Below are 25,862 nucleotides of genomic sequence, written 5' to 3'. Positions count from 1 at the left end.
GATACAATGTTACCGAAGAAACGAGCAATTACGCTGATGACCGCTTCACTGCTCACGGGCTCCGTTTTAGGAACAGGCATGATCTCCTTTAACGGCACAGCACATGCTGCATCTGCCAAAGTATCTGATCAGAGCACAGCGGCGGAAAAAGATGCCGCCGAAAAATTGACCACCATCTATTACAGTGCTTATGAAGGCCACTTCCCGAATAATGCGTTTGATTTTTATATCGGGAAATCAACGAAGGCAGACGTTCATGAAAAATGGGGACCGCCAAGCACGCCTATATCCAAAACCAGTGACTTTGAGATTTATCATGCCGAAATGGGAAATCCCGGCTACGCTTTTTCTTATGACAAAAATAACATCATCAAAGAAATCAGGAATCTCGGAACCAATGTCGAGCGTGACCACAGCATCGGCGGAATCACCGTGAAGATGCTCGGTGATGAAATTGGAAGTGCCGACCACATCCGGCACCTGCGGGAAACAGGAGAAACAAGCTATATTTATGAAACCGGTGATTTTGAACTGGAATTTATTATCGGCAAAAATGGAAAAGCCGATCATGTGAACCTGCTAAGAAATCAATAAGACGAATGAATGAGCAACGGCCATCGGGCCGGTGCTCTTTTTTCATGCTATAATTTCCTCCTGATTATCCAGTACTCATAAAATTTGCGGGCAACTTCCATCAGATCAGCTTGATATTGACCGGCATCGATCTTGTTTTTAATGTGTTGAAGCTTTTCATGCCTGCAAGTGGCGGGCTGATTTTTATATGGATTCATATTCAGGTAATTTATTCTGTTAATCTTCATGAGTTACACCTCTTCCGCAGATAAAAACATCTGCCTGACTACTCTTTATATCGGATTAACACGGAAGAGATGAAGGTTTTAGACAAAAATAGGAAGTAATAATCACTTCATATGGTACGACGGTCCCATCTTTCTGCAACTTTCCTCTGTTGAATGGTATCAGGCACTTTTCACCTGTTTTCCATTTGCCCGCTACCTCCCCACCGTCATGGACGAAACCTCAAGAGCACCAGCTTCCCTCAGGACTTTCGCCGCCTGGCGGATCGTGGCGCCTGTCGTATAAACATCATCAATCAGAAGAATGCTCTTCCCTTTTACTTTCCCCGCTTCCTTTGAAGCTTGAAAGATGTTCTCCTGAATGTTCAGCCGCTCCTTTCTCGACTTTTTGCTTTGCTTTTTTTCATGAATAACCCGTTCCAAGGGAGATACTATTTCTCCACCCAGCAGCTCCGCCATAAGCCTCGCCTGGTTAAATCCCCGCTCATAGTGCCTTTCCTCGCTTAACGGAACAGGGACAATCATCTTTCCCCTGAATTCCTTCTTGTACAATTTGCAAAATGGAGTTTTCAATCCCTGAACGAGCTCGGCATCTCCTCTGTATTTCAGCGTGCTGATTACCTTTCTCAGAAAATCATTGTAAACATACAATGACCGGTTTTTCGTCAGTACTCCGCTCCATTCCTCGTGTTCCTCCCAACGAACGCAGTCAGTGCAGCATTGTTTTTGTCGATATTGCTCGGGAAATAACCGAAAAGACCTTCCGCACATTCTGCAGCATTCCCCGTTAATCGCCTCAAAAGATGAAGAGCACTCTTCACAAAACGACAGTGACTCCGAGAGCCCCGCTATAAACTGCCAGCTGACCGGTTCAAAAAATGCCTCATGGCAGTACACGCAATAATTCATAAACCCGCCTCCCTGTTCATTTGCTCGATATGCCGCTTCGCCTGAACCATCGCTTTGGTTTTCCCATAATGGAAAAAGAGAACTTCACCGGCAGGATCATCCTTGCTGCGGCCGGCACGTCCGGAAATTTGGACAAGCGCACTTTCACTGAATATCTCTTCTTCTGCTCCAAGGACCGCCACATCGGTAAACGGTATCGTTACACCGCGCTCCAATATGGTGGTCGTCACCAGAATAGGAGTTGCACCATGCCTGAACCTCATTACTTTAACCTTTCGATCCGGGTCCTCTGCATGAACTCCCTCAATCTTAGCGTTCACTTCCTTCAAAATCGGCACAATCTGGTCCAGCATTCGTACAGAGGGGACAAAAAGAAAGCTCTGCCTGTTCCTCTCCATCTGACGGCTGATCCAGTTCATCACATAACGGGGGAGTTTGTTCCTTTTCAACCCTTTTTTCCAGTGACCGCACCAGACAAAACGGGGAACGGGAAGAGGGAATCCGTGATACCGCTTCGGAATTTTTACAAAAGGAAGCTTGCCGTCTTCCGCCTGTTGTTTCATATTCCTGTCAGGAGTCGCACTTAAATAAACGATGAGTGCTTCTTCTTTTTTGGCTTGCTGAACGGCAAATGCCAGGGTTTTATCATAAGAAAACGGGAAAGCATCCACTTCATCAACAATGATTAAATCAAAGGCCTCCCGATATCGGAACAGCTGATGAGTCGTGGAAAGGATAAGCTGGGCACCTTCTAACTTATCCATACTCCCTCCGTAAAGACATGACAAAGTAATACCCGGGAATATTCTCCTGAACCGAGGGAGTAATTCAAGCACCACGTCAGTTCTTGGAGTGGCGATACAGACCCTCTGACCGTCTTTCAATGCTTTTTCTATTCCTTGAAAAAGCACCTCGGTTTTTCCCGAACCGCACACCGCCCAGATGAGCAGTTTATCCTTCATGCCAATCTTCTCCACCAGCGTATCGGAAGCCTTCAGCTGTTCAGGTGACAATATACCCTCCCACACCAGTTCACTGTTGCTGTCCCTCCATTCCAATTCAGGGCCGCACCATGAAACGAGCGGTGTACATTGGCTGATCCGGCCCATCATGATACAGTTCCGGCAGTAGGTGCATTGGGGTTCCTTGCAGCGGTAGCAGGAAAACGACGCAAACAAACGGTTTTCGCTGTTTCCGCAACGGCTGCACTTATCATATCCTTGTTTAGTTTCTATTCCTTTGCTGTAGCGGATAAAGCCATGATTATAGTGTTCTTGTATCTCATCCAAAGAAAGGGAAAGTTCATCCAGTAAGAGGAGTTTTCCAGATAGTTCAGCTTGAAGCGTGGGGTTATACGAGAAGTCTTCATTAATAAGAGGCTGGTCAAAATCAGGGAGATTGTAAAAAGAGGAGGCAGTAAATAGGTGGTTATGCGGTGCTAAAGATTCAGGTGCTATCCTTGTTTTTCCATCAACAAAAAAGGAGACAAACCTCATGACGTTGTCTCCTGTTGATAAGGAATTTTCATAAAAATCCCTCCAGATAATGATTTAATTTTTCATCCAGGTAATGCCGAGAGAACCTTCACCGAGATGGGTGCCAATCACCGGGCCAAAATAATCGATGGCTACGCTGGCATTCGGGTATTTCGTCTGAATTTCTGCTGCGATTTCTTTTGCCTCTTCCTCACGCTGGGCATGGATAACGCTGACGTAAAAGCTTTCTTCAGGAATGACGGATTGACTCATCAGCTGGTGGATCCGGCCGATCGCTTTTTTCTTTGTACGGATTTTTTCGAATGGAACGATCTTTTTATCCTGGAAATGAAGGACCGGCTTAATTTGGAGAAGGTTTCCGAACAAAAGCTGAGCCGCATTCATTCGCCCGCCCCGGTGCAGGTGGTTCAGGTCATCCACCACGAAATAAGCTGGAATCCCCTGCGATTTGATTTCGTTCAGCTTCTCCATGATCTGCGCTCCATCCGCACCTTCGTTAGCCATATCCACAGACGTATATACGTAATGAGCTTGGGGGGCACAGCTGATTTCGGAATCAAACACATGAAGCTTTATGTTTTCTACCATATCCGCCACGCTCAGTGCACTTTGATAGGTGCCGCTGATGCCGCTGGACAATGTAATCATCACCGCTTCATCATATTCCTCTGATAACGCCTCAAGTGTATCTGCCAGTTCACCGATGGATGGCTGCGACGTTTTCGGGAGGTCTCCTCCCTTCCCCACCATCTCATAAAAATCATCTTTTTTGAGTTCCACTTCTTCCTTGTACGTTTCATTGCCAAAAATAACGTTGAGCGGAATCATTACAATGTTTTTTTCTTTTCTGACGTGCTCCGGTATGTAGGCAGTGCTGTCTGTAATAATAGCTACCTTCTTCATTGTAATTTCCTTTCCTGACAGAGATTTATTCATCCTCTCTTCTACGATAGTAGTTTACACGAAACAAGCGCCGTTTTCATCAAAACGGCGCATTTCTTTGTTTTTATTTACATTCTGTGCCCTGCTAACACTTTCCTGCTTCCACTTTTTCCTTATGCATGAGCTGGCAAAGCGCCAATGCTCCGTATATTGCCGACTGATCCTCAAGGCCTGCGAGTACAAGCTCAGTGGGGCAAGGTACAAATTCATCGAGCATGCTTCTGATTTTTCCGATAAACCACTGACCCGATAACGCCACTCCCCCGCCTAAAACGATCACTTGCGGATTAAGCAGTGCGGCAGCATTGACAATGGCCATTCCCATGTGGACAATCCCTTCACGAATAATCCCGTTCGCCAATTTGTCTCCCTGATCCGCCAAGCTGAAAACATCGGACGTTTTAATATCTCTAAGCTGCTCTTCCGAATATCCGCCCTCAAGCCGTTTCGCTTCCTGGTAATGGTGGGCGATGGCTACCCCACCCATTTTGCTGCTCAAAAATCCGTATCCATCTCTGATCGGGGCAAATCCGCCAGAGGCAGCCTCAGGGTCACTGATCATATGCCCCACTTCGCCTGATGCCCAATGAGCACCCCGATAGATTTGCCCGTTCACCATCATTCCCGCACCAATGCTTGTTCCAATCATGAACAATAGAACATTATCCTTGCCTTTGGCAGCACCGTAATACACTTCCCCCAACAGACCTGTGTTCACATCATTATCTATATACACCGGAACATCCAGCAAAGCTTCCGCTTCCTCCTTCAGCTGATAGTCCTTCCATTTTAAGTTGGGTGCATTAAACACGATTCCCCTGGCAGGGTCAATGATTCCTGGTGCCCCAATGCCCACAGCCGAAATTTCATTCCAGCGGATATTTTTTTCTTCTGCCATTTCTTTCGTCTGCCTTGCCAGTTCCTCGAGTACTCCCGAATCCACAAAATCCTGTGTGGAAAATTCACGGCTCGCAACAATCGTTCCATCCGGTGTAAAAATGGCGCTTTCCACATTAGTTCCTCCAATGTCCACGCCGATAAAATATTTTTCTCCCATATATATGGCACACTCCCATTATTTTATTTTTTCATTGAGTTTACCCTCAAATGAAGGTCAGGAAACGGATGAAGCCACTGATCGGGCCCAACTTCTGAACTCAGTGAAAAAGGTGGCAATTTGTAACAATGAGAAGGAAAATATCGAATCTGTAAGAAATTAGTTCAATATACTCAGTTAGAGGAGGGGCTTTACTATCATGGAACATACTTTATACATCGAAGTCTTACCAATTGCAGCTATGATATATTTTGCCACATTGGATTTTGCTGTAATCACCATTTCCCATGTCTCAACAGCCGTCCTCTTTATTTGCTTGCTTTATATGGCGGGAAAATGGAGTGACCAACAGCTGAAGCTTAAATCTGCCCAGCTGCAAGAAAGCAAGCAGCAGAACCATTCCTTAATTGAACTTAATCCTGATGGTGTTTATATCATCAACAAAGATCGAAAATTGACTGTGGTGAACCGATCGCTCGAAGAACTTACGGGATATACATCCGAGGAACTGATAGGAAAGCCATATTTCTTTCTTTTAGCCCATGCCAATCCCAGCCGGCTTGAATCGCTGTTTCAACGAACACTTGGCGGCGAGTCCCTGCAGGTTGAAACCCGAGTCATGAAAAAGGAGGGGAGCGAGTTTGATGCCGAAGTGACGAACATTCCCTATTACGTGGACAACGAAATTCGTGGAATTGTTGGAACGATGAAGGATTTGACGGTCGTTCGGCGCGTGGAACAAAAAATCCGTGAATCCGAAAAGTTAGCCGTTGTCGGAGAACTGGCTGCAGGGGTCGCCCATGAAATCCGCAATCCGCTGACAACACTCAAAGGATTTACACAAACCTTGATGAACACGCCTTCTTCTCCTGAAATAAAGACCTATTTGACCATTATGCTGGACGAAATTGAGTCCATTAATCTCATCACCAATGAATTTATGGTGCTGGCCAAGCCACACATGACCATTACTACATCCCTCGATGTGGTTCCCCTCATCAAGCAGGTGACCAAGCTTTTGAATACCCAGGCAAATCTTAATAATGTCATACTCAACAGTGAATTTCCGATTGAAAGCGGAAAGATCCTTGGAGAGGAAAACCAAATCAAGAAAATGCTTGTCAATCTTATTAAAAATGCGATTGAATCGATGCCGGATGGGGGTAATGTTACTGTAACAGCAACAACAGGAGAACAAGGGACTTTGCTTCTCTACATTAAGGATGAAGGGGTAGGCATGTCTGCTTCAGAACTACAGCAGCTCGGCCATCCGTTCTATACGACCAAAGAAAACGGTAAAGGCCTTGGACTGGTGGTCAGCAAAAAGATTATTGAGAACCACCATGGAAATTTGCGTTTTAAAAGTAAACGGGGACAGGGAACCATCGCTGAAATTTCCCTGCCCGCACTGGGAGAGACCATAAAAGCGGATGACACGCCATTAATCAGTTAAACTAAAAAAAGCCAGGCTCACTTAAGCACCCGGCTTTCATCACATGTACTTTTCTATTTCACTTTGACCCAGCCATTTTTGATTGCTTCAACAACAGCTTGCGTACGGTCATTTACATTCATTTTTTGAAGGATATTGCTCACATGATTTTTTACTGTTTTTTCAGAAATAAACAGGTCCTCTCCGATGCCGCGGTTACTTTTTCCATCAGCCAGCAATTGTAGAACCTCGCATTCACGGCGGGTCAGGATATGCAGCGGTTTTCTGTATTCCACTTCCTGCAGACCAATTGTATTCGTGTTTGAACTATTGGTCTTTGTCGTTGTTGACAACCGGCGGAATTCATTCAGCAGATTATACGTAATTTTCGGATGAAGATATGCTCCTCCTTCGGCCACTACCTTAACTGCTTCAATAAGCGAATCTGCATCCATTTCCTTTAACAGATAACCGGAAGCACCGGTTTGGACCGCATGGGTCACATAGGTCTCATCGTCATGAATGGAGAGGATGATGACTTTTGTCTCCGGAGCCTTTTCGACCAGACGACGAGTGGCTTCCACACCATTAATGTTTGGCATGTTAATATCCATCAGCACCACATCCGGATGGTGTTCACTTACGATACCTTCAGCTTCGGAACCATCGTCACCTTCTGCGACAACAGAAAATTCTTCTTCCATATCAAGAATGCGCTTTACACCTTCTCTGAACAAACGATGATCGTCAATAATAGCAATTCTTGTTTTTTCCGGTGCGTCAGCACTGGACTCGTAAACATCTAGACTTTTCATTCTGAACCCTCCCGATCTCGTATAGGTATTTGGATATAAACCCCGGTTCCATAATTTAAGCGTGATTGAATCCTGAGCGTTCCCTCCAGGAGTTCTACGCGTTCTCTCATGCCAATTAATCCAAACGAATTGGTTTTTTGCTGCTCCTGAGCATTAAAACCTTTTCCGTCATCCTTTATAAATAAAGATACTCTGCGGTCCGTGAATTCTATTTTTACTGAAATATGTTTCGGATCAGCATGCTTGCATGAATTCTGGACGGCTTCCTGAATTAACCTGAATAATGCTATTTCCATTTTCGTATGAAATCTTCGTTCATTCCCGATTGGCACGAGCTCGATTTCAATACCTGTACTTTCCTGGACGTTGCGCAGGTATTTTTTTAAGGTTGGGATGAGTCCTAAGTCATCAAGCGCCATGGGCCGGAGATCGTATATGATTCTTCTCACTTCTCGCAGTGAGGCCCGGACCATCTCGCGTAAATCTCTGATTTCACCGACTGCTGCTTGTGTACCTTTTTCCTTAAACACCTTTTCAACAAGTTCGGAACGGATCAGCACATTGGCCATCAGCTGGGCTGGACCGTCATGGATCTCGCGTGATACACGGCGGCGCTCTTCCTCCTGGGCTTCAATGATTTGCAGGCCGAACTCCTGTTTTTGTTTGGCGTCTTCCACAAGCTCATTAATTTTCATAAGATCCCCGCTTAAGTAATTCAAGACAACCGAAATCTGTCCGACAAGCGATTCCGCCTTCGACACGGTCTCTTTCAGTCCATTTAAGCGTCTTTCCAGATCATCTCTTTTTTCACGCAATTGTTTTTCTGTCTGGCGGGCGATCGACATTTCAATCTGTATGGCGTTTGCACTTTCATAAGCCTCGCGGATGTCTCTCTCACTGTACTTCTCAAAATGCTTGCTCACTTGGGCAAGCTTTGATCTGGCGATTTTTGATTTCTCTTCCAGCAAATCCGACCGGTCGATGGCTTCAAGTGCTTTTTCTTTTACGTCTTCCAGCTCTTTGGCCAGACGCATAAATTCTTGTCTGGATTCTTCGCTGATATCAAAAACCTGGGTCTGGCTTACTTTAACGGTATTCATGGTTTCTGTAAGAATGCCATCTAAAAGCCGTGGGTCGATTTGTGTTTTAGCTGCCATCTTGTAAATATCCTCCAATGCAAACGATAAAGAAGAACAGACTTTAGTTCGAGAACCATCTTACCTAATTTGGGATTAGTACTTTCTTACCATAAATCCAAATAAAAACATTTATTCCATATAAACTTCGATACAAAAAGGAATTTTATGTCTTTTATCCAAAGAAATTTGTAGGAAAGACTATACCGCCTTATAATGAAGGATAGCACTAAATCCCTTGTATTTGTAGCTTTTCAGGAGAATTTGCACGTTAAATTTTCATTACTTGCCCAATTGCTATTTTAATTCATAATCGAAGCTGATTATTAAATTCATAAGTAAGGAGCACCCTAACTATGTTATCCAACTATCTTACCGTGAAAGAAAACGGAGAACACGAGATTGTGATAGAGCGGTCCCGCTTTATTGCCCACATCGCCCGTGCAGCTACAGAAACCGAAGCCAACGAGTTTATTCAATCCATAAAAAAAAGGCACCACAGCGCCAATCATAACTGTTCAGCGTACCTCATCGGGGAGCACGATCAGATCCAAAAAGCAAATGATGATGGCGAGCCCGGCGGTACAGCAGGGGTTCCCATGCTCGAAGTGCTCAAAAAACGCCGCTTAAAAGATGTTGTTGTGGTGGTGACCCGCTATTTTGGCGGAATCAAACTTGGCGCCGGCGGTCTGATCCGTGCATACGGAAAAAGCGTGAGTGAGGGACTGAATGCCATTGGTGTTGTAGAACGGAAACTAATGCAAACCGTTCATACAAAAATTGACTACACTCTCCTTGGCAAAGTCGAAAATGAATTGCGGTCCTCCCCTTATCTCATTAAAGAGATCAACTATCAGGAACAGGTTGAAATTATAGTGTATGTGGCGGCAGAAAACTTACAAATTTTTAAAGAATACGTAATAAACCTTACAAATGCAAATGCTACAATAGAAGACGGCTCTCTTGAATATCTGGAAGAAAAAATTCTGTAAAACTATCCCCAATTAACTCAGATTTTGTCGAAGACTATGGACTGTAGGGCAAAATGGTTGACAGATTAATCAGGGAATTTTCCCTTTAAAGTGAGGAATAAAACATGAGCTATTATAACGAAGAAAGGCAGCCGACAAGGCTCGTCAGAAGGAAAGTCAGGAAGCGGAAGCGCCGTCCTTTCCGCCGTTTACTCCGCCTGATGCTTGTTCTTTTGGTCCTATTGATGCTTGGCGGCGTGGCGTATGCAGGGTATCTCGCGTATAAAGTGAAAACAACAGCGGATGACAGCTATAAAGGCCTGGCCAATGGCAATCAATCTGAGATGCGCATGGATAAAGTCGCTATGGGTAAAGACCCTGTTAACATTCTCTTGATGGGAGTGGAGAGCTATAAAGGATCACCAGGGCACACAGACGCTTTGATGGTGCTTACGGTTAATCCCGATACGAAAGAAGCATCTATTACCAGCATTCCACGGGATTCACGCGTGTATCTGCCGGTAATTGGACGCAAAAGCAAAATTACACACGCATATGCTTACGGAAAGAAAGGCCATAAGGAAGAGGCAACGATTGATGCTGTTGAAAATTTCCTTGATGTGCCGATTGACTACTACGTTCGTACAAACTTTCAGGGCTTCAAGGAAGTTGTGGACTCCGTTGGCGGCATAGACGTCAATGTGCCGTTTGACTTTGACCAGAAAAACCTGAAAGGCAAGAAGCTTTACTTCCATAAAGGCAAAATGCACTTGAATGGTGATGAGGCATTAACCTACGTTCAAATGCGCAAACAGGATGTCCGTGGCGATTTTGGCCGGCAGGACCGTCAGCGGCAAGCGATGGAAGCTGTTGCCCAAAAGGCGCTCTCCATTAAATCCATCTCACGGGCGGATAATCTGCTTCAATCTGTTGGAAGCAATGTACAAACCAACATTTCGCTTAGAGAATTGTTTGGTATGAGAAACTTCTACAGCAGCATTCAGAATAAAAAGCTGGAACAACTTAAAATTGGCGGACAGGATGAATACATCAATGGTCAGTATTTCTTTGAACCTGATCCAGCTACTGTCCAAAAGGCCAGTGAACGAATGAAAGAAATTTTGGATTACAAAGGAAAAGGAGCTGCTTCATCGGACAGCAACAGCACCGGTAACAGCAGTGAATCCGGACAATAAAACCATAAGACAAAACAACACCCGCCGAATCCGGCGGGTGTTTTCTGTTGCTATTTCAAAAGTTTAAGCAGGGCGTGGGCATCGGCTGCCAAAGCTTTTTGCGCCTTTCTGGTAATCTCTTTGTCCACTGCTGCCGTTTTCAATTGACTGATTGCTTTTTTCATATATGCTGCTGCATTGGTGTACTGTCCTTTTTCTTCAAAAACCTTAGCCACCTTTACATTTTGGATCAGGTCATTTTTTAAAGGATTCTTAAGTTCACCGGACTGGGCATAAGATCGGATTGAGGTTTCCAATTGGTGAATATCACCTGCAAGATCCCTTCCGAGCAGCTCCACTTCTGCCAGTTTCGTGTTTTCCGTAAATTCCAGTCTGTAAAATTTGTATTTTTCCGGATGTTTAATGGAAAAACTTCGCGTCTGGAGCCGCCATGAAAATTGCTCATTTTCCCTATCATCCAATATCGTCCAGCGTTCGCCGTCAGCTGATCCTTTGAGCACCCAGTTTGCCGGTTCGGCTTCAGTTCCGTCAGCTCCGGACGTCAAGGTGTACATCTGTACCCTTTTCGCCTCATTATAGGCATATTGAATAACTGGCTTATCACCTTCCAGTGTTGCTCTGGTCGTTGAAGTATTATCGAACAAAGCATCAAGACTACCTCCATTTCCATCGCTCGCTTTTCCACTGCTATGATCGATCAAGTCACTCATTGGATGAGGCGCAAGACTTGATCCATTCGTGGAAGACGGGGTTATGGAAGCAGGAGCATCCTTTTTTCCGCTTCCCCATTTGGATGGCTTTGGCCCCATATCAAATTCCAGACGGGCGCCATCAGCCAGGTCGGAATGGAGCAGGTACGTTTTGCTGTAACTTTTTCCGTTAACTTTTAATCCCTGGATGTATTTATTTTTCTTGCTGTTCTTTGGTGCGCTGATGACAATTTTCTTGCCGTTTTCCAAATGAACGGTTGCCTTTTTGTAAAGAGGAGCACCGATGGCATATTCCGGGCTGCCCATCTTTAATGGATAAAAACCGAGTGCACTGAAGATTTGCCAGGCTGACATTTCGCCATTATCTTCGTCTCCGGCATATCCCTGTCCAATTTCGCTTCCGATATACAGCCGCTCAAGCACCTCCCTGACCTTCTCCTGCGTTTTCCACGGCTGTCCGGCATAATTGTACATATAGGCAATATGATGTGCCGGCTGGTTGCTGTGGCCGTACATGCCCATACGAACATCCCGCGCCTCTCTCATCTCGTGGATAACACCGCCATACGCTCCGGCATGCAGCCCGGTTTCCGGAGTGCTGAAGAACTCGTCCAGCTTGTCGGCGAGCCCTCTTTTGCCGCCATACAGATTGGCCAGTCCCTGTCCGTCCTGCGGCGCATGGAAGGCCATATTCCAGGCATTCGTTTCTGTATAATCCCCGCCCCATTCACGGGCATCAAAAGCTTCGGCAGATGTGCGCCACTCTCCATTTGCCTTTCTTCCCATGAAAAATCCAGTATCAGGATTAAACAGATGAACATAATTTTGTGCCCGGTTCAGATAATATTTTGCGTCAGTCTTATATTGAGCACGGTCCGGATCTTCATTGCCCGTCTCCTTGCTTAGTGCCTTGGCCAAATTCGCGATGCCAAAATCATTGATGTACCCATCCATCGACCACGATAAGCCTTCTCCTGTCGATGTGCTGGTATATCCGTCAAAAATGGACTGTGTGATTCCCTTTCGTCCCGTCCCGGCATTCGGGCTGACAACAGAAGCGTTTTTAATGGCGGATTGATAAAAACTCTTCACATCAAAGTTCCGGACACCTTTTAAATATGCATCCGCAAAGGCCACATCAGAGCTGGTGCCGACCATCAAATTCGCATAGCCCGGAGAGGACCATCTGGACACCCAGCCGCCATCACGGTATTGCTGGACAAAACCGTCAATCATTTCCCCGGCCATTTGCGGAGTAAAGAGGGAATAAGCGGGCCATGTTGTACGGTATGTGTCCCAAAAGCCATTATTTACGTATGTTTTTCCATCCACAACCTTTGCTCCGGTTGCCTCTGGTGAGCTTGTGCCCGCTGGCGGAGAAAACGGACTTGCATATTGATAATGAGGATTATCCTTGCTGCCTGTGTTTTCAAATCCTGAGTTCGGATATAAGAACAGCCGGTACATGTTGGAATACAGTGTCACAAGCTGGTCTTCACTGGCACCCTCCACCTCAATTTTACTCAGGAGCTTTTCCCACTTTTGCTGTGCTTTTTCCTTAATGGACTGGAAGCTGTCTTCTGCCTCTATTTCCTGCTCCAGGTTTTTCTTGGCCTGAGCAACAGAGATGAGGGAAGTTGCAATCCTCATGGTAACGGCTTTCTTTTCTTTCGTATTGAAGCGGACATAAGCGGTAACATTATCTCTGCCTTTGCCTGTCAGCTTGCCTCCGTCAGTCATCGGCTGGTCAAATGTGGCATAAATGTACATTCGGGAAGCACCGGTTGACAGTCCGCTTTTTACATCCGAATAGCCGGTTACCTCTCCTTTTTCCTTGTTGATTGAAACGCCTCCATTGTTGTTTACATTGTCAAAAATGAGGCTGGAGGTGTCTCCTTTAAAGGTAAAACGCTGCATGGCCGCATGGTCGGTCGGAACCATTTCAGCTTCGATTCCGTTGTCAAAAGTCACACCGTAGTAGTGCGGCTTTGCGGTTTCATTTTCGTGCTTGAACGGAAGAGCCCGTTCCTTTCTGTCCGCATCCGGCTGTTCAGCTTCTGAGTCGGACGGCATGACCTGAAACGTCTGCCGGTCTCCCATCCACGGGCTTGGCTCATGGCTTAGGGAGAAAGCCTGGATTTCCGGCTGGTTGTTTGCGTTATTGCTTTGATTATAGCTGTATAACCAGCTCGCAGATCCTGCGTCAGTAGCCGGTGTCCAGAAATTGAAGCCATGAGGAACGGCAACTGCCGGAAAGTTGTTACCCCGCGAAAATGTGCTGTTGGACTGTGTGCCGCGCAAAATGTTAACGTAATCGGTCAGATGAGTGTAGCTCTTTTGCACAGGCTTACCTGTAATTTTGATGTCATCCACCGTTCCCCGGAATACACCCGGCCCTTTGGGGTTGTCATAGGCAACAAGAACGCGTTTAATGGTTTTGCCCGCTGCCACTGAGCCAATTTTGGAATGCTTATAGTTCCATTGATTCACATACAGGGTTTTTGATTTCCCCTGTTTCTCCGGGGTCACCGGGATGCCGTGCTGATCCACCGCACCCAATTCATGGAGGTAGGTTCCATCGGAAAATGCGAGATCAACGGAGGCGTAGGAACTGGAATAATCATTTTGATCACTGTCGGTAAATTCCGGATGGATGAAATAGGAGAGCTGCGTTTTTAAATTGACTTTGATATTTACGTCAAATACTTTGTTATAGGAGTAAGCTCTGCCCTTTTCAAGATGTGTGCCTGAATAGGTAAATGCCTTGGTCCCGGTCCAGCCGGCTTTTGTTTTCGCCGTATAGGACGTCAGAGGACCGCTGCTCACCTCGGACTTCATATCGGCTGCCGGAGGCTTCGGTACATCAATGCCATTGGAGAGGGCAATTTCAGACACCTGTGTCAGGCCGTCTCCTGCGTTCTTTGTGATGTTGAGTCTATAATACAAATAGGGTGTTTCATTGTTGAACGTGTAGAGCTTCCGTTCAAAGCGCTTCGGGAAATCTTCATCATTTCTTGTGTCGAGCACCGTCCAGCTCTTGCCGTCGTTGGAACCCTGAAACTCCCATGCTTTCGGATCCCGGCCATCATAATCATTGGCGGAAGTGACAGCATACTTTACCACCGTTTCAGGTTTGGAAAGCTTGAACTGAAGCCAGCCAGTTGGCTCAAAGGCGAGCCATTTTGTGTTGACATCCCTGTCGATCAGCTTTTCCCCGATTTCGTTCGGCGGATTTTCAGCACTGACACGCACCTCCTCCACCTTGTTCGTAATGTCTCCCTGAATGCCATCATACTGAACATTCCCGTCAATTCCCGATGACATTTTCTTTCCTCTTGAATCAGTCTCCACCGTGTTTTCCCATGTGGGCTTTTGCTGATCATATTCAAACGAGCTAAAAAAATCTGTCACTGCCTTCGTCTCCGGTTCGGCGTGTACCCGTGCAATCCCTGATGCGCTTAGCATGCCGACCGCCATTGCAGAGGAAAGAAGTACGTGCGCAACTGCCTTTCTGTTCAACTGAATCATGCCTGGACCTCCTTTTTAATCGTGACACCCATCAAACCGCGGAATGACTCACCTCCTGAAATAAAAACACTTCATACATCTGAAAGCGTTTACATATAGTATAAGAATAAATTCGCCCTGCAAATGGACCAAATATCTGCATTATTTTAGGATTACCTTCATTATTTTAAGGCAAATAAAAAAGCGCCAGGCTTGGGATAGCCTGACACTTTCTCTCGTTATTTTGCGGTTAGTCTTTATCCGGGCTGTTAACCTGCATGGTTCCGATAAACTTCTTGTACAGAAACAGCACCGGGCGGTATTTATGATGCACGAGGCCAATGATTTCGGCAATCACTTCAAGCATGAGCAATAAACCGATAACAATCACTACAGAGCCCCATAACGTACTGGATTCAAAAACCACGGCCGCCACACTGAAAATGATGCTGAGTGCATAGATGACCAGCACGGTTTTGCGGTGCGACCACCCAAGGTTGATCAGGCGGTGATGCAGATGCCCTTTGTCCGGAGCTGAAATCGGCGTTTTGTTTGCCATTCTCCGGATGATCGCAAATGACGTATCAAACACAGGTACGCCAAGTATGATAATGGGTACGACAAAACTGAAAAGCGTTACGCTTTTGTACAGTCCAAGCAAGGATAAAATGGAAATGGAGTATCCGAGAAACAAGGAACCCGCATCTCCCATGAATATTTTAGCCGGGCTGAAATTGTACATCAGGAATCCTGCCGTTGACGCCGCAATGATCAGCGCCAATGTAAGGATCATCATGTTTCCGTTTAATCCAGCCATGATTGCAATGGTAACCATGACAATGATGGACACGCCTCCCGCGAGGCCATCAAGCCCATCAATCAGGTTGATCGCATTGGTGATGGCGATGATCCAGAAGATCGTCGTAATGTATGCCCATGGACCTAAATGAAATGTACCAACAAAAGGTATGGTTATCAATTCTATCGTTAACCCGGTAGAGGCAACGAGAAGGGCGGCAAAAATCTGGCCGACCAGCTTCACTCTCGCGCTTAATTCAAATTTATCGTCAATCATGCCGATCATCACTATCATAATCGCGCCAACAATAATCCCGGTTAGCTGCATTTCATACAGGCCCGAGACAAAATATCCGACCACCACTCCGAAGAAGATTCCAACTCCTCCCCAGCGGGGCATTATTTTATCGTGAACTTTTCGTTGATTTGGTTTGTCAGTCACATTCAGGCGGATCGCCAGTTTGATAATAAAAGGCATGGCGATCGCTACCACCGCGAATGAGACTAACGCGGCAATGATCAATTGAACATTCATGTTATCCCTCTTTTTTTACTCTTCAATGGATTTTAAGCAAAGCTCCACCCTGCTTATGTTGCCCAACAACACCCCATGAAAATTCGCATTCATCTCTTCAGAAATTATATCTCGAAACGGTCATAAACAAAAGTAAAACTATACTTACTGCTTCGATTCCCGCTTCACTGAGGGATTTTTACTTTAGCCATCTCTTCTTTATACCACCAATTGAGAGAATTAACGCTACTTTTTAAAAATTTCCGGAAGCAGAAGCAGTGATGCACTAAGAAGTAATCCGACCAGGAGACCTAGTATAGCTTTTCGTTTCGGATTGGCATTCGTGTCTGTTGTATCTACTTTTTCAAGTAATTTCGGATCTTTTATTTTAAGCGCCCTGGTTTTGAGATCAAACAGATATTCTTCTTTTTTAATTGTTCCTTCGCCTGAAACCTGGGTTCCCTCTACCTTTTTAATCTGATCCTTAAGGGTTGTTCTCCATTTTTCAGACTGATTGCCGCTCTCGTTCATAAAGGCCTTTACCACAGACTTCAATTGGGCTTTTGCTTTGTTTTTATTTTCATCACTAAGGCTCAGGGTGATGATGGTATCTGTTTGAGGCACAACCTGAAGCTTTTCTTTTAGCTCTTTCTCTTCATCCTTGCTCAAGCCTTTGACCGAACGGAGAAATTCATCACTTAAAAGATACTCTTTCGCACTGTCAGGGGTATTCAATGTTGCGTTTTCAGCAGACCCCAGTTTAATTTTGGCATCCGCCTGGGAAGTGCCTGGTTCCCTGGATGCTATAAAATAAGCGATCACAGTGGTTAATATCGGTATCAGCAGCAATAAAATAAAGAACTTTTTAAATCGGTGCCAGATGCTTTCTGTAATTTCTTTCATTTCCTTGTCCATACACTTACTCCCTTACTTCATTGGTCGATATGGCCGCTCATTTTGTTTCACTCTCCAATAATTAATAAAACTTAAGGAGAATGCGAAAAGAAGCCAAAGATAGTTTAATGATATTTGTGAGCTTGGGCTGATGCAGGAAAGCGAAAAAGCGATCATGCCGCCAAGCAGCCCTTCACTGATCATTTTTTCATAGCGGGTATAAGATTGTCTGAAAATGCGAAAAAGCTGCAGGATCACCCATAAATACAGAAGGATATACCCGATAAAAATCATTGCTCCATAATTGGCCAGAATTTCCATCCACCAGTTATGGACATTGATGATTCCCTTTGTCGGGTACTCGGCAAAATGCATCAGATAGTATTTTGAGTTTCCTGAGCCGATTCCAAATCCAAAACTTCTCTCAAAAAATAACCATGCGTTTTTGATCAGGTTGGACCGGATATCCACCGAGGTGATTTCCGCTTCAGGAGCATCCGAAGTCATGAGGGATATCAGTATGCCTTCCACCTTTGTCACAACAGCCATGAGCTTGGCCGGGTACATGGCTGCCAATGCAACTCCCCCCGCTGCCCCAAGCAGAATCAAGGCTTTTTTGACGTTCCGGTTCGTTAAAAAAACAAACCAGAACAACAGTCCCAGTGGGATGGCAATATAATTTGCCCGGGATGACGTGTAAACAAGTACATAGAGAGAAACAAGCATCACCGATCCGCCCGCTGCTTTTAACAGCCATGATTTTGTACGGTGCACAAAAGCCAGGGCAAGAAAAAAGCTGACAGAGATAAAGCTGGCAAAATCATTTTCGTTCACGAACACAGAAGTCGGAATTCCTTTTTGATAGTCTGCCACCTGATTGATCCTCGAGATGGCAAGATGGTTGTGCGTGACATGGTTCCAGAGCCCGATCGCCGTCAATACTGCAAACATCACGAGCCAGATCCAGTACACATGTATATATTCCTCTTCTTTTTTCAGCAGAAGCACCATAAAAAAGATGAGGGAAATACCAATGACGAGGAAGATCAGATCAACCGCTCCCATAGAAAAAGAGCGTGTCCAACTTAACGAAAACAGGGCATACAGCACCCAAAACAGGTGAAAATATAAAACCGGTTTGATCTTCACCTTGTCCCATTGCAGTCCTTCCCTTCGGTAAAGAGCAAGGTACAGGAAGACAGGAACCATGACCATGTACACTATCCTGTATGGAAACATAGTGATTGGCCCAGCCGGAATGCTGAGAATGCCGGCTCCAAGAAAGGAAGTAAAAACCAGAAGATAGAACAGCAATGTTGTAAAAGGAATCTCCTGGATAACCGGTCTGGCCGCAAGAAAAACAGCAATCAATATGATATAGCCCACTAGCGCTCCTGAAAGCAGAACAGGTGACTGGACAGGTACTCTGCCGAGAAGCCAGCTGCCTGCAAATGCAGCAAACAAAAGCGCAAGGATGACTTGAGTTATTTTTGATTCAAGAATATTACGCAAATCCGGCATTTTATTTCCACCTCCTTCGCCTTCCTCCAAAGTAGTGCATTCCTGGCTGTGATTGAGGAAAACACGGCAGAAGGTTACGCTTCCTGGTTTTTGAGCAGCTGGTCATCAGGTACTGATCTGAATGTTCTGGCCGGATGTCCTGCTACCAGGGTTTCACTCTCGACATCTTTGGTCACGAGGCTTCCTGCGGCAACTGCTGCTTCCTGCCCGATTACCTTGCCTGGAAGGATCGTTGAGTTGGCTCCGATTCTTCCTCCTTTTTTGACGGTAACTCCCTTAAAGTGCTTAAAACGTTCCTTCGACCGCGCCATATAATTATCATTGGTCGTTACCACGGCGGGAGCGATAAATACCAAGTCTTCCAATTCCGAATAAGCTGTAATGTAGGCATTGGTTTCAATTTTGCATTTCACACCGATGACACAGTCATTTTCGACGGCTGCTCCCCGGCCGATAATGGTTTTTTCACCCACCGTTACACGTTCCCTTACTGTTGCCAGATCCGCAACAAAAACGTCATCCCCAAGTTCGGCACTTGCATAAATAATAGAATTGGTTCCAATCGTCACACCTGAACCAATCTGTGCCGGCGGCAGGGTTTTCAGCTCCGGCAAGGCCGAGTTTTTTGCTCGCGCCGGCTGCTTGCCGATCACCGCATTATCCTGAATGATGCAGTTATTGCCAATTGTAGCTCCGTCATAAATGACCACGTTATGGCCGATGATGACATTCTCTCCAAGTTGGACATTTTCTCCGATTACCACGTTACTTCCCTGGCTGACTGTCAATGGATACACCTCTTTTCCCCTTGTCCTGATTATGCGAAGGATGTTTCTTTCTTTTCTTTGGCAGGATGATTGTTGAAGTAGGCAGCAATTTGTTCCACCACATATTCCTGCTGTTCTCTTTTCAATTCAGGAAACATTGGAAGAGACAATACTGCTTCTGCTGCTTTTTCGGTTTCAGGCAGATCGCCTTCCTTGTAACCGAGCTCACTGAATACAGGCTGAAGGTGAAGCGGCTTTGGATAATAAATCATGGACCCTACGCCCTTCTCTTTCAAATACTCCTGCAAACCGGTTCGGTCAGGCACCTGAATCGTATACTGGTGGAAAACATGGTAGTTGTGCTCTTCCACGAATGGTGTTACGACGAGATTTCCAAGCTTTTCATTCAGCAGTTCGGTATATAGAGCAGCTTTTTCGCGGCGTGCTTCGCTCCATGTGTTTAAATGAGGAAACTTTACATTCAAAATGCCAGCCTGAAGTTCATCCAGACGGCTGTTGTATCCCAAAATATGGTGGTAGTATTTCGGTTTGCTTCCATGAACGCGGATGACACGCATAGTTTCTGCAACGTCTTCATCATCAGTGATGATCATACCGCCGTCCCCATAGCCTCCGAGGTTCTTTGTCGGGAAAAAACTGTAGGTTGCCGTCGTGCCAAGCTCCCCGACATTTTTTCCTTTGTACTTGGATCCGATGGCTTGAGCCGCATCTTCAATAATGGCGAGGTTATGCTTTTTGGCGATTTCAGCAATTGGTTCCATGTCCGCCATCTGTCCGTACAGGTGCACAGGAATGACTGCCTTTGTTTTTTCAGTAACAGCTTCTTCAATTTTTGCCGGATCAATATTGTACGTTTTTGGGTCAATGTCCACGAATACAGGTACTGCGCCAGCTCTTGCGACTGCTCCTGCAGTTGCAAAAAAGGTAAAAGCGGGTACGATGACTTCATCCCCTGCTTTCACGCCGCATCCAAGCAGGGAGATATGAAGGGCGTCACTCCCGTTTGCCACCCCGACACCGTATTTGGCAGAGCTGTAATCCGCTACATCCTTCTCCAGCTTTTTTACGTTGTCCCCAAGGATGAATCGGGATCCAGACATGATTTCTTCCAAGCTTGCAAAAATCTCCTCTTTCAATGACTGATATTGTTCTGATAGATCAAGCATAGGCACTTTCATTCATGATCCCTCTTTCTCTGTATTTTAGGTTTATCTTAATTTCTTGAAAGCTGGTACGCCGGCGTTTCCGCTTCGCGATCACGGTAGGCACAAATGTCCAGAAAACGGTCTGCCAGCTTTGTGATGTTGTGCTTGTCATTCACATAACGGTAGCTGCTGCTGGCGATTTCAGCTTTTTCTTCCCCAGTCAGATTAAGCAGTTCCACCAGCCCGTCAGCAAATGCGCCAGGCTTTTCGGGAGGCACGGTGACCCCCGCTTTTGCTTCGGACACAATATCATTGTAAACATTGCCTGCAAAAAGAATCGGCTTTCCGATTAACAGGTAGTCGTTCAATTTATTAAGTGAAATTCCGTATTTATAGAGTGTAGTGTCGAGCATCGAAACCAAAAGCACATCCGCAAGGTCAAGCGTTGGCATAACTTCTTTTTTCGGTATGCCGTCAAAAAAGTAGACATGCTCATAGTCACTCGCCAGCTTCTTCAACTTCTCTTTTTCAGGGCCGTCTCCTACAAGAACAAATGCTGCCTGGTCGGCGGGAATGAATTTCGCGCTGTTGACGACGGTTTCCAGAGAATTTGCCACTCCGTGGGAGCCTACATACATGGCCACCTGCCCGTGCCTTTCTTTAATTCTCTCGATTTCATCCTGCAGAGAGCTCTTGCCTTCCTTTTCTTCCATCCGGTCCATATTGATCCCGTTTGGAATCACATGGATGATGCTTTCGTCCACTCCCATTTCCTTGATATACTCTGCGGCTCCGGGAAGTGTAACGATAATCTGATCCGCCCGTTTGTATACGAACTTTTCGATGGCTCCAAACATGAGAACGGCGGGATGGTATTTTGACATCGAGCCAAGCTCAATGAGCGTTCTCGGCCATAAATCCCTGATCTCCACAATATAGGAAGCTTTTTTCCAGCGGCTTAAATAATAGGCAGCCAGACAGGCAAACAAATGAACCGAAGATCCAACGACGGCATCCGGCCGTTCCTTCTTCATCATTCCTCTTAACAGCGCCATGAAGAAAAACGAAATCATGTTCAAAATGCGCATAACTCCGTTCCCCTGGTAGGGAAGCGTCCACAGCCATTCAAAAATGACGCCATTGACGTTCTCTTTGTAATTTTTCTTGTGCTTGTTTCTCCAGACAAATTTGTAAGCCAGGAAGCTGCTTGCGAAAATCCTGATTTTATGGTCTTTTTTTACCAGTTCATGAGCAATGTCATAGTGTCTGGTTATTCCTGTTTCCGATGGTTTTAATGCTACGTGATTTAATATCCATACCTTCATCTGACTCACTCCATATTAAAGACCTGTCGCCGGCCGGGGCCAGCCTTTTATATAACGCAATCAGTTCCTGGCTTTCTTTTTCCCAGTTGTATTTCTCGATGACCGCTTTTCTTCCGTTCTCGCCCATCTGTCTTGCTTCCTCCGGATTCTCCATCAGCCATTTCATGGCGTCCGCTATGGCCTCTGGGTCCAGCGGATCGACACACAATCCGCATTGGTTGCCGATCACGAAGTCTTCCCATAACGGAAAGTTGGATGCGATGGAAGGAATGCCCGCAGCCATGTATTCAAACAATTTGATCGGATACGACACCATGTAACGGGGCTCAGGCCGAATCAGAACGAGGCCTGCGGTGGACTGGGAAAGCACTTCTTTTACTTCGCTTCGCCCGAGCCAGCCTTTATGGTCAACATGGGGCCACCCTTCCTTCTGTTTCATTTCCTGCTCAAGAGCCGGAGGAGCGAACTTCCCTGCAAGCACCAGCTCTCCCTCGTCTCCCCGTCCATTCAGGAATTCAATCGCCAGCAGCATTTCCTTAATGCCGCGAAGCTCAGTGATTCCGCCAATATACAAAAAGCTGTTGTCTTTTCTTGGTTTCAGCCCAGCCCTTGGCGAGTTTTCAATCAGTTCTTGCAAGATCGGAAAGTTGTGAACCGTCACCGTATTTGCATTATAGGTTTTGAAGCGCCTGGTAATCGTCGGTGTGGCCGTAACGACGGCATCAAATTTAGCCGCTGCAAATTTTTCCATCCTTCTGACCGATACCGATATATTTTTTCGGAGCGGCTTTGGAATCCATTGCTTGGACAATACCTGCTCCGGCACATCTTCATGAACATCGTAGATGACCTTTTTGCCTTTTCTTTTAAGAAGAAGTCCAATGACCATAAGTTCTGGATCATGAAAATGATAAACCTCCGCATCAATTTCAATGGCTGCCCTGTAAACAGATTTTGCCGCATCCACCATGCGCTTATAACGGCTGCCTGAGGCTGACGTTATGCCGACTACTTTTACGCCGTCTATTATTTTATTTTCGGTATTGGGTGCTACTAAATATACATCGTGCCCCGCATTTGCGAGTGACCGGCACTCTTTTACAAAGATACGGATATCATCAGCGGGATGAACAGAAGTTAAATGACAAATTTTCACGGTGGTTCACTACCTTCAGTTTGTGAGTTTACCATTGGCATGGAAAACCAGACCGGATGGGCCTGGTTTTTTCTTTTGTGACTGGTTCTACAGCAGGTGGTACGTTTTTACTTTGGAAGAGAGTTCTTTCATTGCGTTTCTTGTATCAAAGAGTACCGGGCTGTGCTCGGCGATCAGTTCATAGTCAAATGCTGTGTGGTCGGTGGTCAGGAGAACCATGTCCGCATTCTCAAGGACTTCTTTTGTCAGCTCGTGTGTTTCCACGATGCCTCCCATGTAGCGGAAGGTTTTGACATGAGGATCAACGACGGTAAACCGTGCACCTGCGGTATCAAGTTTTTCCAGAATCGGAATAACCGGTGACTCTCTCATATCCTCGATATCCTTTTTGTACGCGACGCCAAGGATGACAATAGTGGCACCATTCATTGCTTTCTTTTCCTGGTTAAGAATTTTCATGCTGCGCTCGAGTACAAAGTCTGCCATGCTGTTGTTGATTTCTCCCGCGGTTTCGATCAGGCGGGTATGATAGTTGTACTCACGAGCCTTCCAGGTGAGGTAAAACGGATCAATTGGAATGCAGTGGCCGCCAAGTCCTGGTCCCGGATAAAAGGCCATGAAACCGTATGGCTTTGTTTTCGCTGCATCAATCACTTCCCATACGTTGATGTTCATTTTGTCACACAGGATGGCCATTTCGTTGGCAAGGCCGATATTGATGTTCCGAAAGGTGTTCTCAAGAATTTTTTCCATTTCAGCTACGGAAGGGCTGCTTACTTCATGAACTTCGCCTTCAAGCACTGCGCGATAAAGGGCTGAAGCAACCTTGGTACAAGCCGGTGTTACACCGCCGACAACTTTTGGTGTGTTTTTTGTATTAAACACTTTATTGCCAGGATCCACCCGTTCCGGAGAATATGCGAGATGAAATTCCTTTCCGCATTTAAATCCAGAGGACTCAAGGATCGGGCGAAGCAATTCCTCTGTTGTACCCGGATAGGTCGTGCTCTCAAGTACGATGAGCATGCCTTCATGGAGAAACTTCGCGATTTCTTTACCTGAGCTTTCTACATAGGATGTGTCAGGCTGGCGGTAAATATCAAGCGGTGTTGGAACGCAGATGGCAACTGCATCCACTTCTGAAATCAGGGAATAGTCGGTGGTTGCCCGGATCTGTTTTTTGGAAGTGAGCATCGCCAGTTCCTCATCCACCACGTCCCCGATATAGTTAATGCCGTCGTTCACCATATCAACACGGCTTTCCTGGACATCAAAACCAATGACCTTATACCCTGCCTTCGCCTTTTCGACAGCGAGTGGAAGTCCTACATAGCCAAGTCCCACCACTCCGATGACTGCTTCTTTCGTTTGGATCTTGTTCAGCAATTGCTGTGTTACATCCCGTTGTGTTTGCTGTAGGGTTTCCATTAGTTTAAAACCTCCTGAGGTTGCATTTTTACCGGCTGATTGCTTTCGGCTGATTCATACAGTGCGAGGACAAGCTCCAGTGCCTTTTTGCCGTCCTCACCCGTAACGATGGGTTCCCGGTTCTCTTGAACCGCTTCGACCATATCTTCGATAATGCATTGATGGCCGGGTTTTCCGAATGGGTCTTCCTTAATGGATTTCTTCAGTTCCTCTGTCTCTTGTTCAGTTGTTCCTTCAACCACCCAGTGTTCCACGTTGACCGCGGTTGGCCCGCCAATTTTGATGCTTCCTTTTTCGCCGAAAATGGCGAGGGATTCTTCAAAGTTTTTTGGGTAGATGGTGGTCGCTGTCTCAATCACGCCCAGTGCCCCGCTTGTAAATTTAACGAGACCGGTGCAAACATCTTCCGCTTCTATATCACGGATGCGGGTTGCGCTCATGCTGAATACCTCATGAACACCGCCCATCATCCAGAGCATTAAGTCCAGGTTGTGGATCGCCTGGTTCATCAGAACACCGCCGTCGAGCCCCTTTGTTCCTCTCCAGGGAGCCTGGTCATAATATGCCTGGTTTCTGTTCCAGCGGACAGTAGCGTTAACGTGGCTGATTTTGCCGAGCTTACCGCTTTCCACAGCTTCCTTCAGCTTTTTCATCGCCGGACGGAACCTGTTCGGGTGAACGACTGCAAGCTTTACGCCATTTTGTTTACACGCTTCAATCATTGCGTTTGTGTCATCCATTAAAAGAGCAATCGGCTTTTCTACAACAATGTGCTTCTTGGCTTTTGCTCCCTGTACGGCCAATGACGCATGAAAGCCGCTGGGTGTGCAAATATTGATAACATCTATATCCTTGTCAGCCAGCATTTCCGTATAATCTGTGTATGTTCTGGCATTATACGCGTTACTGTAAAATTCCATATTTTCCGGGATCATGTCACAGACAGCGATAAGTTCCGCCCCTTCTGCCCGATCAATGGCCTCTGCATGTTTTTTAGCAATATGGCCGCATCCTACAATCGCAAAATTAAGCATCGACAAAACTCCTTCACTCTGGCTTGCTTTACACTAGATTTCTTCGTTTATTTTATAGTATTTCCAAGCGAATTCAGGTAAATTCTCGGTTAAGAGATTGTTAAGCCAATTTACAAAAAGACGCTGTTTTTGCGGTCTTTTTCATCAAAGTCTTACGGCGTCTGCGATCCGGGATTTACATTTCCTTAATAAACGGCTTCGTGAACGGTTCCCCTGATCTCCTGTGCATATAAAAAAGCACCCTCCTAAAAACAGAAGAGTGCTTTATAT

At 45.8% G+C, this 25,862-nt stretch carries 21 protein-coding genes; 4 read left to right on the top strand and 17 right to left on the bottom strand.

The features are described from left to right. The first annotated feature begins 6 nt into the window (after positions 1-6). The gene (locus QYB97_RS16680; RefSeq protein ID WP_301167151.1) at positions 7-594 is read left to right on the top strand and encodes a YjgB family protein; all 588 of its coding nucleotides are present in this window, start codon (positions 7-9) and stop codon (positions 592-594) included. A gap of 47 nt (positions 595-641) precedes the next feature. Here the strand turns inward: QYB97_RS16680 and QYB97_RS16675 are convergent, their stop codons facing one another. The 5 genes from QYB97_RS16675 to QYB97_RS16655 form a co-directional block, all read right to left on the bottom strand. Beyond that, positions 642-821 carry a flagellar biosynthesis anti-sigma factor FlgM gene (locus tag QYB97_RS16675; protein WP_301167150.1) on the bottom strand — a complete coding sequence of 60 codons (180 nt, stop codon included), beginning with the start codon at positions 819-821 and terminating at the stop codon, positions 642-644. A 192-nt stretch (positions 822-1,013) separates the two neighbouring features. Next, entirely contained in the window at positions 1,014-1,727 is a 714-nt protein-coding gene (locus QYB97_RS16670) for a ComF family protein (RefSeq protein WP_301167149.1), read from the bottom strand. Continuing rightward, positions 1,724-3,223, bottom strand: a complete 1,500-nt coding sequence (locus QYB97_RS16665; protein ID WP_301167148.1) for an ATP-dependent helicase ComFA — start codon at positions 3,221-3,223, stop codon at positions 1,724-1,726. The genes QYB97_RS16670 and QYB97_RS16665 overlap by 4 nt, the downstream gene beginning before the upstream one ends. 54 nt (positions 3,224-3,277) lie before the next feature. Beyond that, positions 3,278-4,126: a DegV family protein gene (locus QYB97_RS16660; RefSeq protein ID WP_301167147.1), complete on the bottom strand. Its 849-nt coding sequence runs from the start codon at positions 4,124-4,126 to the stop codon at positions 3,278-3,280. Positions 4,127-4,250: 124 nt separating this feature from the next. After that, a complete protein-coding gene (locus QYB97_RS16655; RefSeq protein ID WP_301167146.1) occupies positions 4,251-5,222 on the bottom strand; it encodes an ROK family protein in 972 nt (323 codons plus the stop codon). Positions 5,223-5,421: 199 nt separating this feature from the next. Between QYB97_RS16655 and QYB97_RS16650 the strand changes: the two genes are divergently transcribed. Further along, the gene (locus tag QYB97_RS16650; RefSeq protein ID WP_301167145.1) at positions 5,422-6,675 is read left to right on the top strand and encodes an ATP-binding protein; all 1,254 of its coding nucleotides are present in this window, start codon (positions 5,422-5,424) and stop codon (positions 6,673-6,675) included. Between the two features lie 53 nt (positions 6,676-6,728). On the opposite strand, the gene QYB97_RS16645 is transcribed toward QYB97_RS16650, so the two are convergent. Beyond that, positions 6,729-7,469 carry a response regulator gene (locus QYB97_RS16645; protein WP_301167144.1) on the bottom strand — a complete coding sequence of 247 codons (741 nt, stop codon included), beginning with the start codon at positions 7,467-7,469 and terminating at the stop codon, positions 6,729-6,731. After that, positions 7,466-8,626 (bottom strand): sensor histidine kinase, encoded by a 1,161-nt coding sequence (locus QYB97_RS16640; protein WP_301167143.1) that lies wholly within the window; start codon positions 8,624-8,626, stop codon positions 7,466-7,468. Before QYB97_RS16640 ends, QYB97_RS16645 begins: the two co-directional genes overlap by 4 nt. 335 nt (positions 8,627-8,961) lie before the next feature. Between QYB97_RS16640 and QYB97_RS16635 the strand changes: the two genes are divergently transcribed. Next, positions 8,962-9,597 (top strand): YigZ family protein, encoded by a 636-nt coding sequence (locus QYB97_RS16635; protein WP_301167142.1) that lies wholly within the window; start codon positions 8,962-8,964, stop codon positions 9,595-9,597. Positions 9,598-9,701: 104 nt separating this feature from the next. Continuing rightward, entirely contained in the window at positions 9,702-10,772 is a 1,071-nt protein-coding gene (locus tag QYB97_RS16630) for an LCP family protein (protein WP_301167141.1), read from the top strand. Positions 10,773-10,822: 50 nt separating this feature from the next. Here the strand turns inward: QYB97_RS16630 and QYB97_RS16625 are convergent, their stop codons facing one another. From QYB97_RS16625 to QYB97_RS16580, 10 genes are all read right to left on the bottom strand, one after another. Beyond that, entirely contained in the window at positions 10,823-15,010 is a 4,188-nt protein-coding gene (locus tag QYB97_RS16625) for a GH92 family glycosyl hydrolase (protein ID WP_301167140.1), read from the bottom strand. A 229-nt stretch (positions 15,011-15,239) separates the two neighbouring features. After that, on the bottom strand, positions 15,240-16,322 hold the full coding sequence (locus QYB97_RS16620; RefSeq protein WP_301167139.1) for a glycosyltransferase family 4 protein: 1,083 nt from the start codon (positions 16,320-16,322) through the stop codon (positions 15,240-15,242). A gap of 225 nt (positions 16,323-16,547) precedes the next feature. Beyond that, the gene (locus QYB97_RS16615; protein WP_301167138.1) at positions 16,548-17,216 is read right to left on the bottom strand and encodes a hypothetical protein; all 669 of its coding nucleotides are present in this window, start codon (positions 17,214-17,216) and stop codon (positions 16,548-16,550) included. Between the two features lie 12 nt (positions 17,217-17,228). Next, on the bottom strand, positions 17,229-18,716 hold the full coding sequence (locus QYB97_RS16610; RefSeq protein ID WP_301167137.1) for an O-antigen ligase family protein: 1,488 nt from the start codon (positions 18,714-18,716) through the stop codon (positions 17,229-17,231). 74 nt (positions 18,717-18,790) lie between these two features. Beyond that, the gene (locus tag QYB97_RS16605; protein WP_425589816.1) at positions 18,791-19,513 is read right to left on the bottom strand and encodes an acyltransferase; all 723 of its coding nucleotides are present in this window, start codon (positions 19,511-19,513) and stop codon (positions 18,791-18,793) included. 20 nt (positions 19,514-19,533) lie between these two features. Beyond that, entirely contained in the window at positions 19,534-20,682 is a 1,149-nt protein-coding gene (locus tag QYB97_RS16600; protein WP_301167136.1) for a DegT/DnrJ/EryC1/StrS family aminotransferase, read from the bottom strand. A gap of 35 nt (positions 20,683-20,717) precedes the next feature. After that, positions 20,718-21,974, bottom strand: coding sequence for a glycosyltransferase family 4 protein (locus tag QYB97_RS16595; protein WP_301167135.1), 1,257 nt, complete (start codon positions 21,972-21,974; stop codon positions 20,718-20,720). Then, positions 21,907-23,130 carry a glycosyltransferase family 4 protein gene (locus QYB97_RS16590; RefSeq protein WP_301167134.1) on the bottom strand — a complete coding sequence of 408 codons (1,224 nt, stop codon included), beginning with the start codon at positions 23,128-23,130 and terminating at the stop codon, positions 21,907-21,909. The genes QYB97_RS16595 and QYB97_RS16590 overlap by 68 nt, the downstream gene beginning before the upstream one ends. Positions 23,131-23,217: 87 nt before the next feature. Then, a complete protein-coding gene (locus QYB97_RS16585) occupies positions 23,218-24,558 on the bottom strand; it encodes a nucleotide sugar dehydrogenase (protein ID WP_301167133.1) in 1,341 nt (446 codons plus the stop codon). Beyond that, a complete protein-coding gene (locus QYB97_RS16580; RefSeq protein WP_301167132.1) occupies positions 24,558-25,592 on the bottom strand; it encodes a Gfo/Idh/MocA family protein in 1,035 nt (344 codons plus the stop codon). The genes QYB97_RS16585 and QYB97_RS16580 overlap by 1 nt, the downstream gene beginning before the upstream one ends. Positions 25,593-25,862 lie beyond the last annotated feature (270 nt).

Source organism: Fictibacillus fluitans (genome assembly GCF_030418125.1).
GTDB classification, from domain to species: domain Bacteria; phylum Bacillota; class Bacilli; order Bacillales; family Fictibacillaceae; genus Fictibacillus_C; species Fictibacillus_C fluitans.
This window is presented reverse-complemented; position numbering and strand designations above follow the sequence as displayed.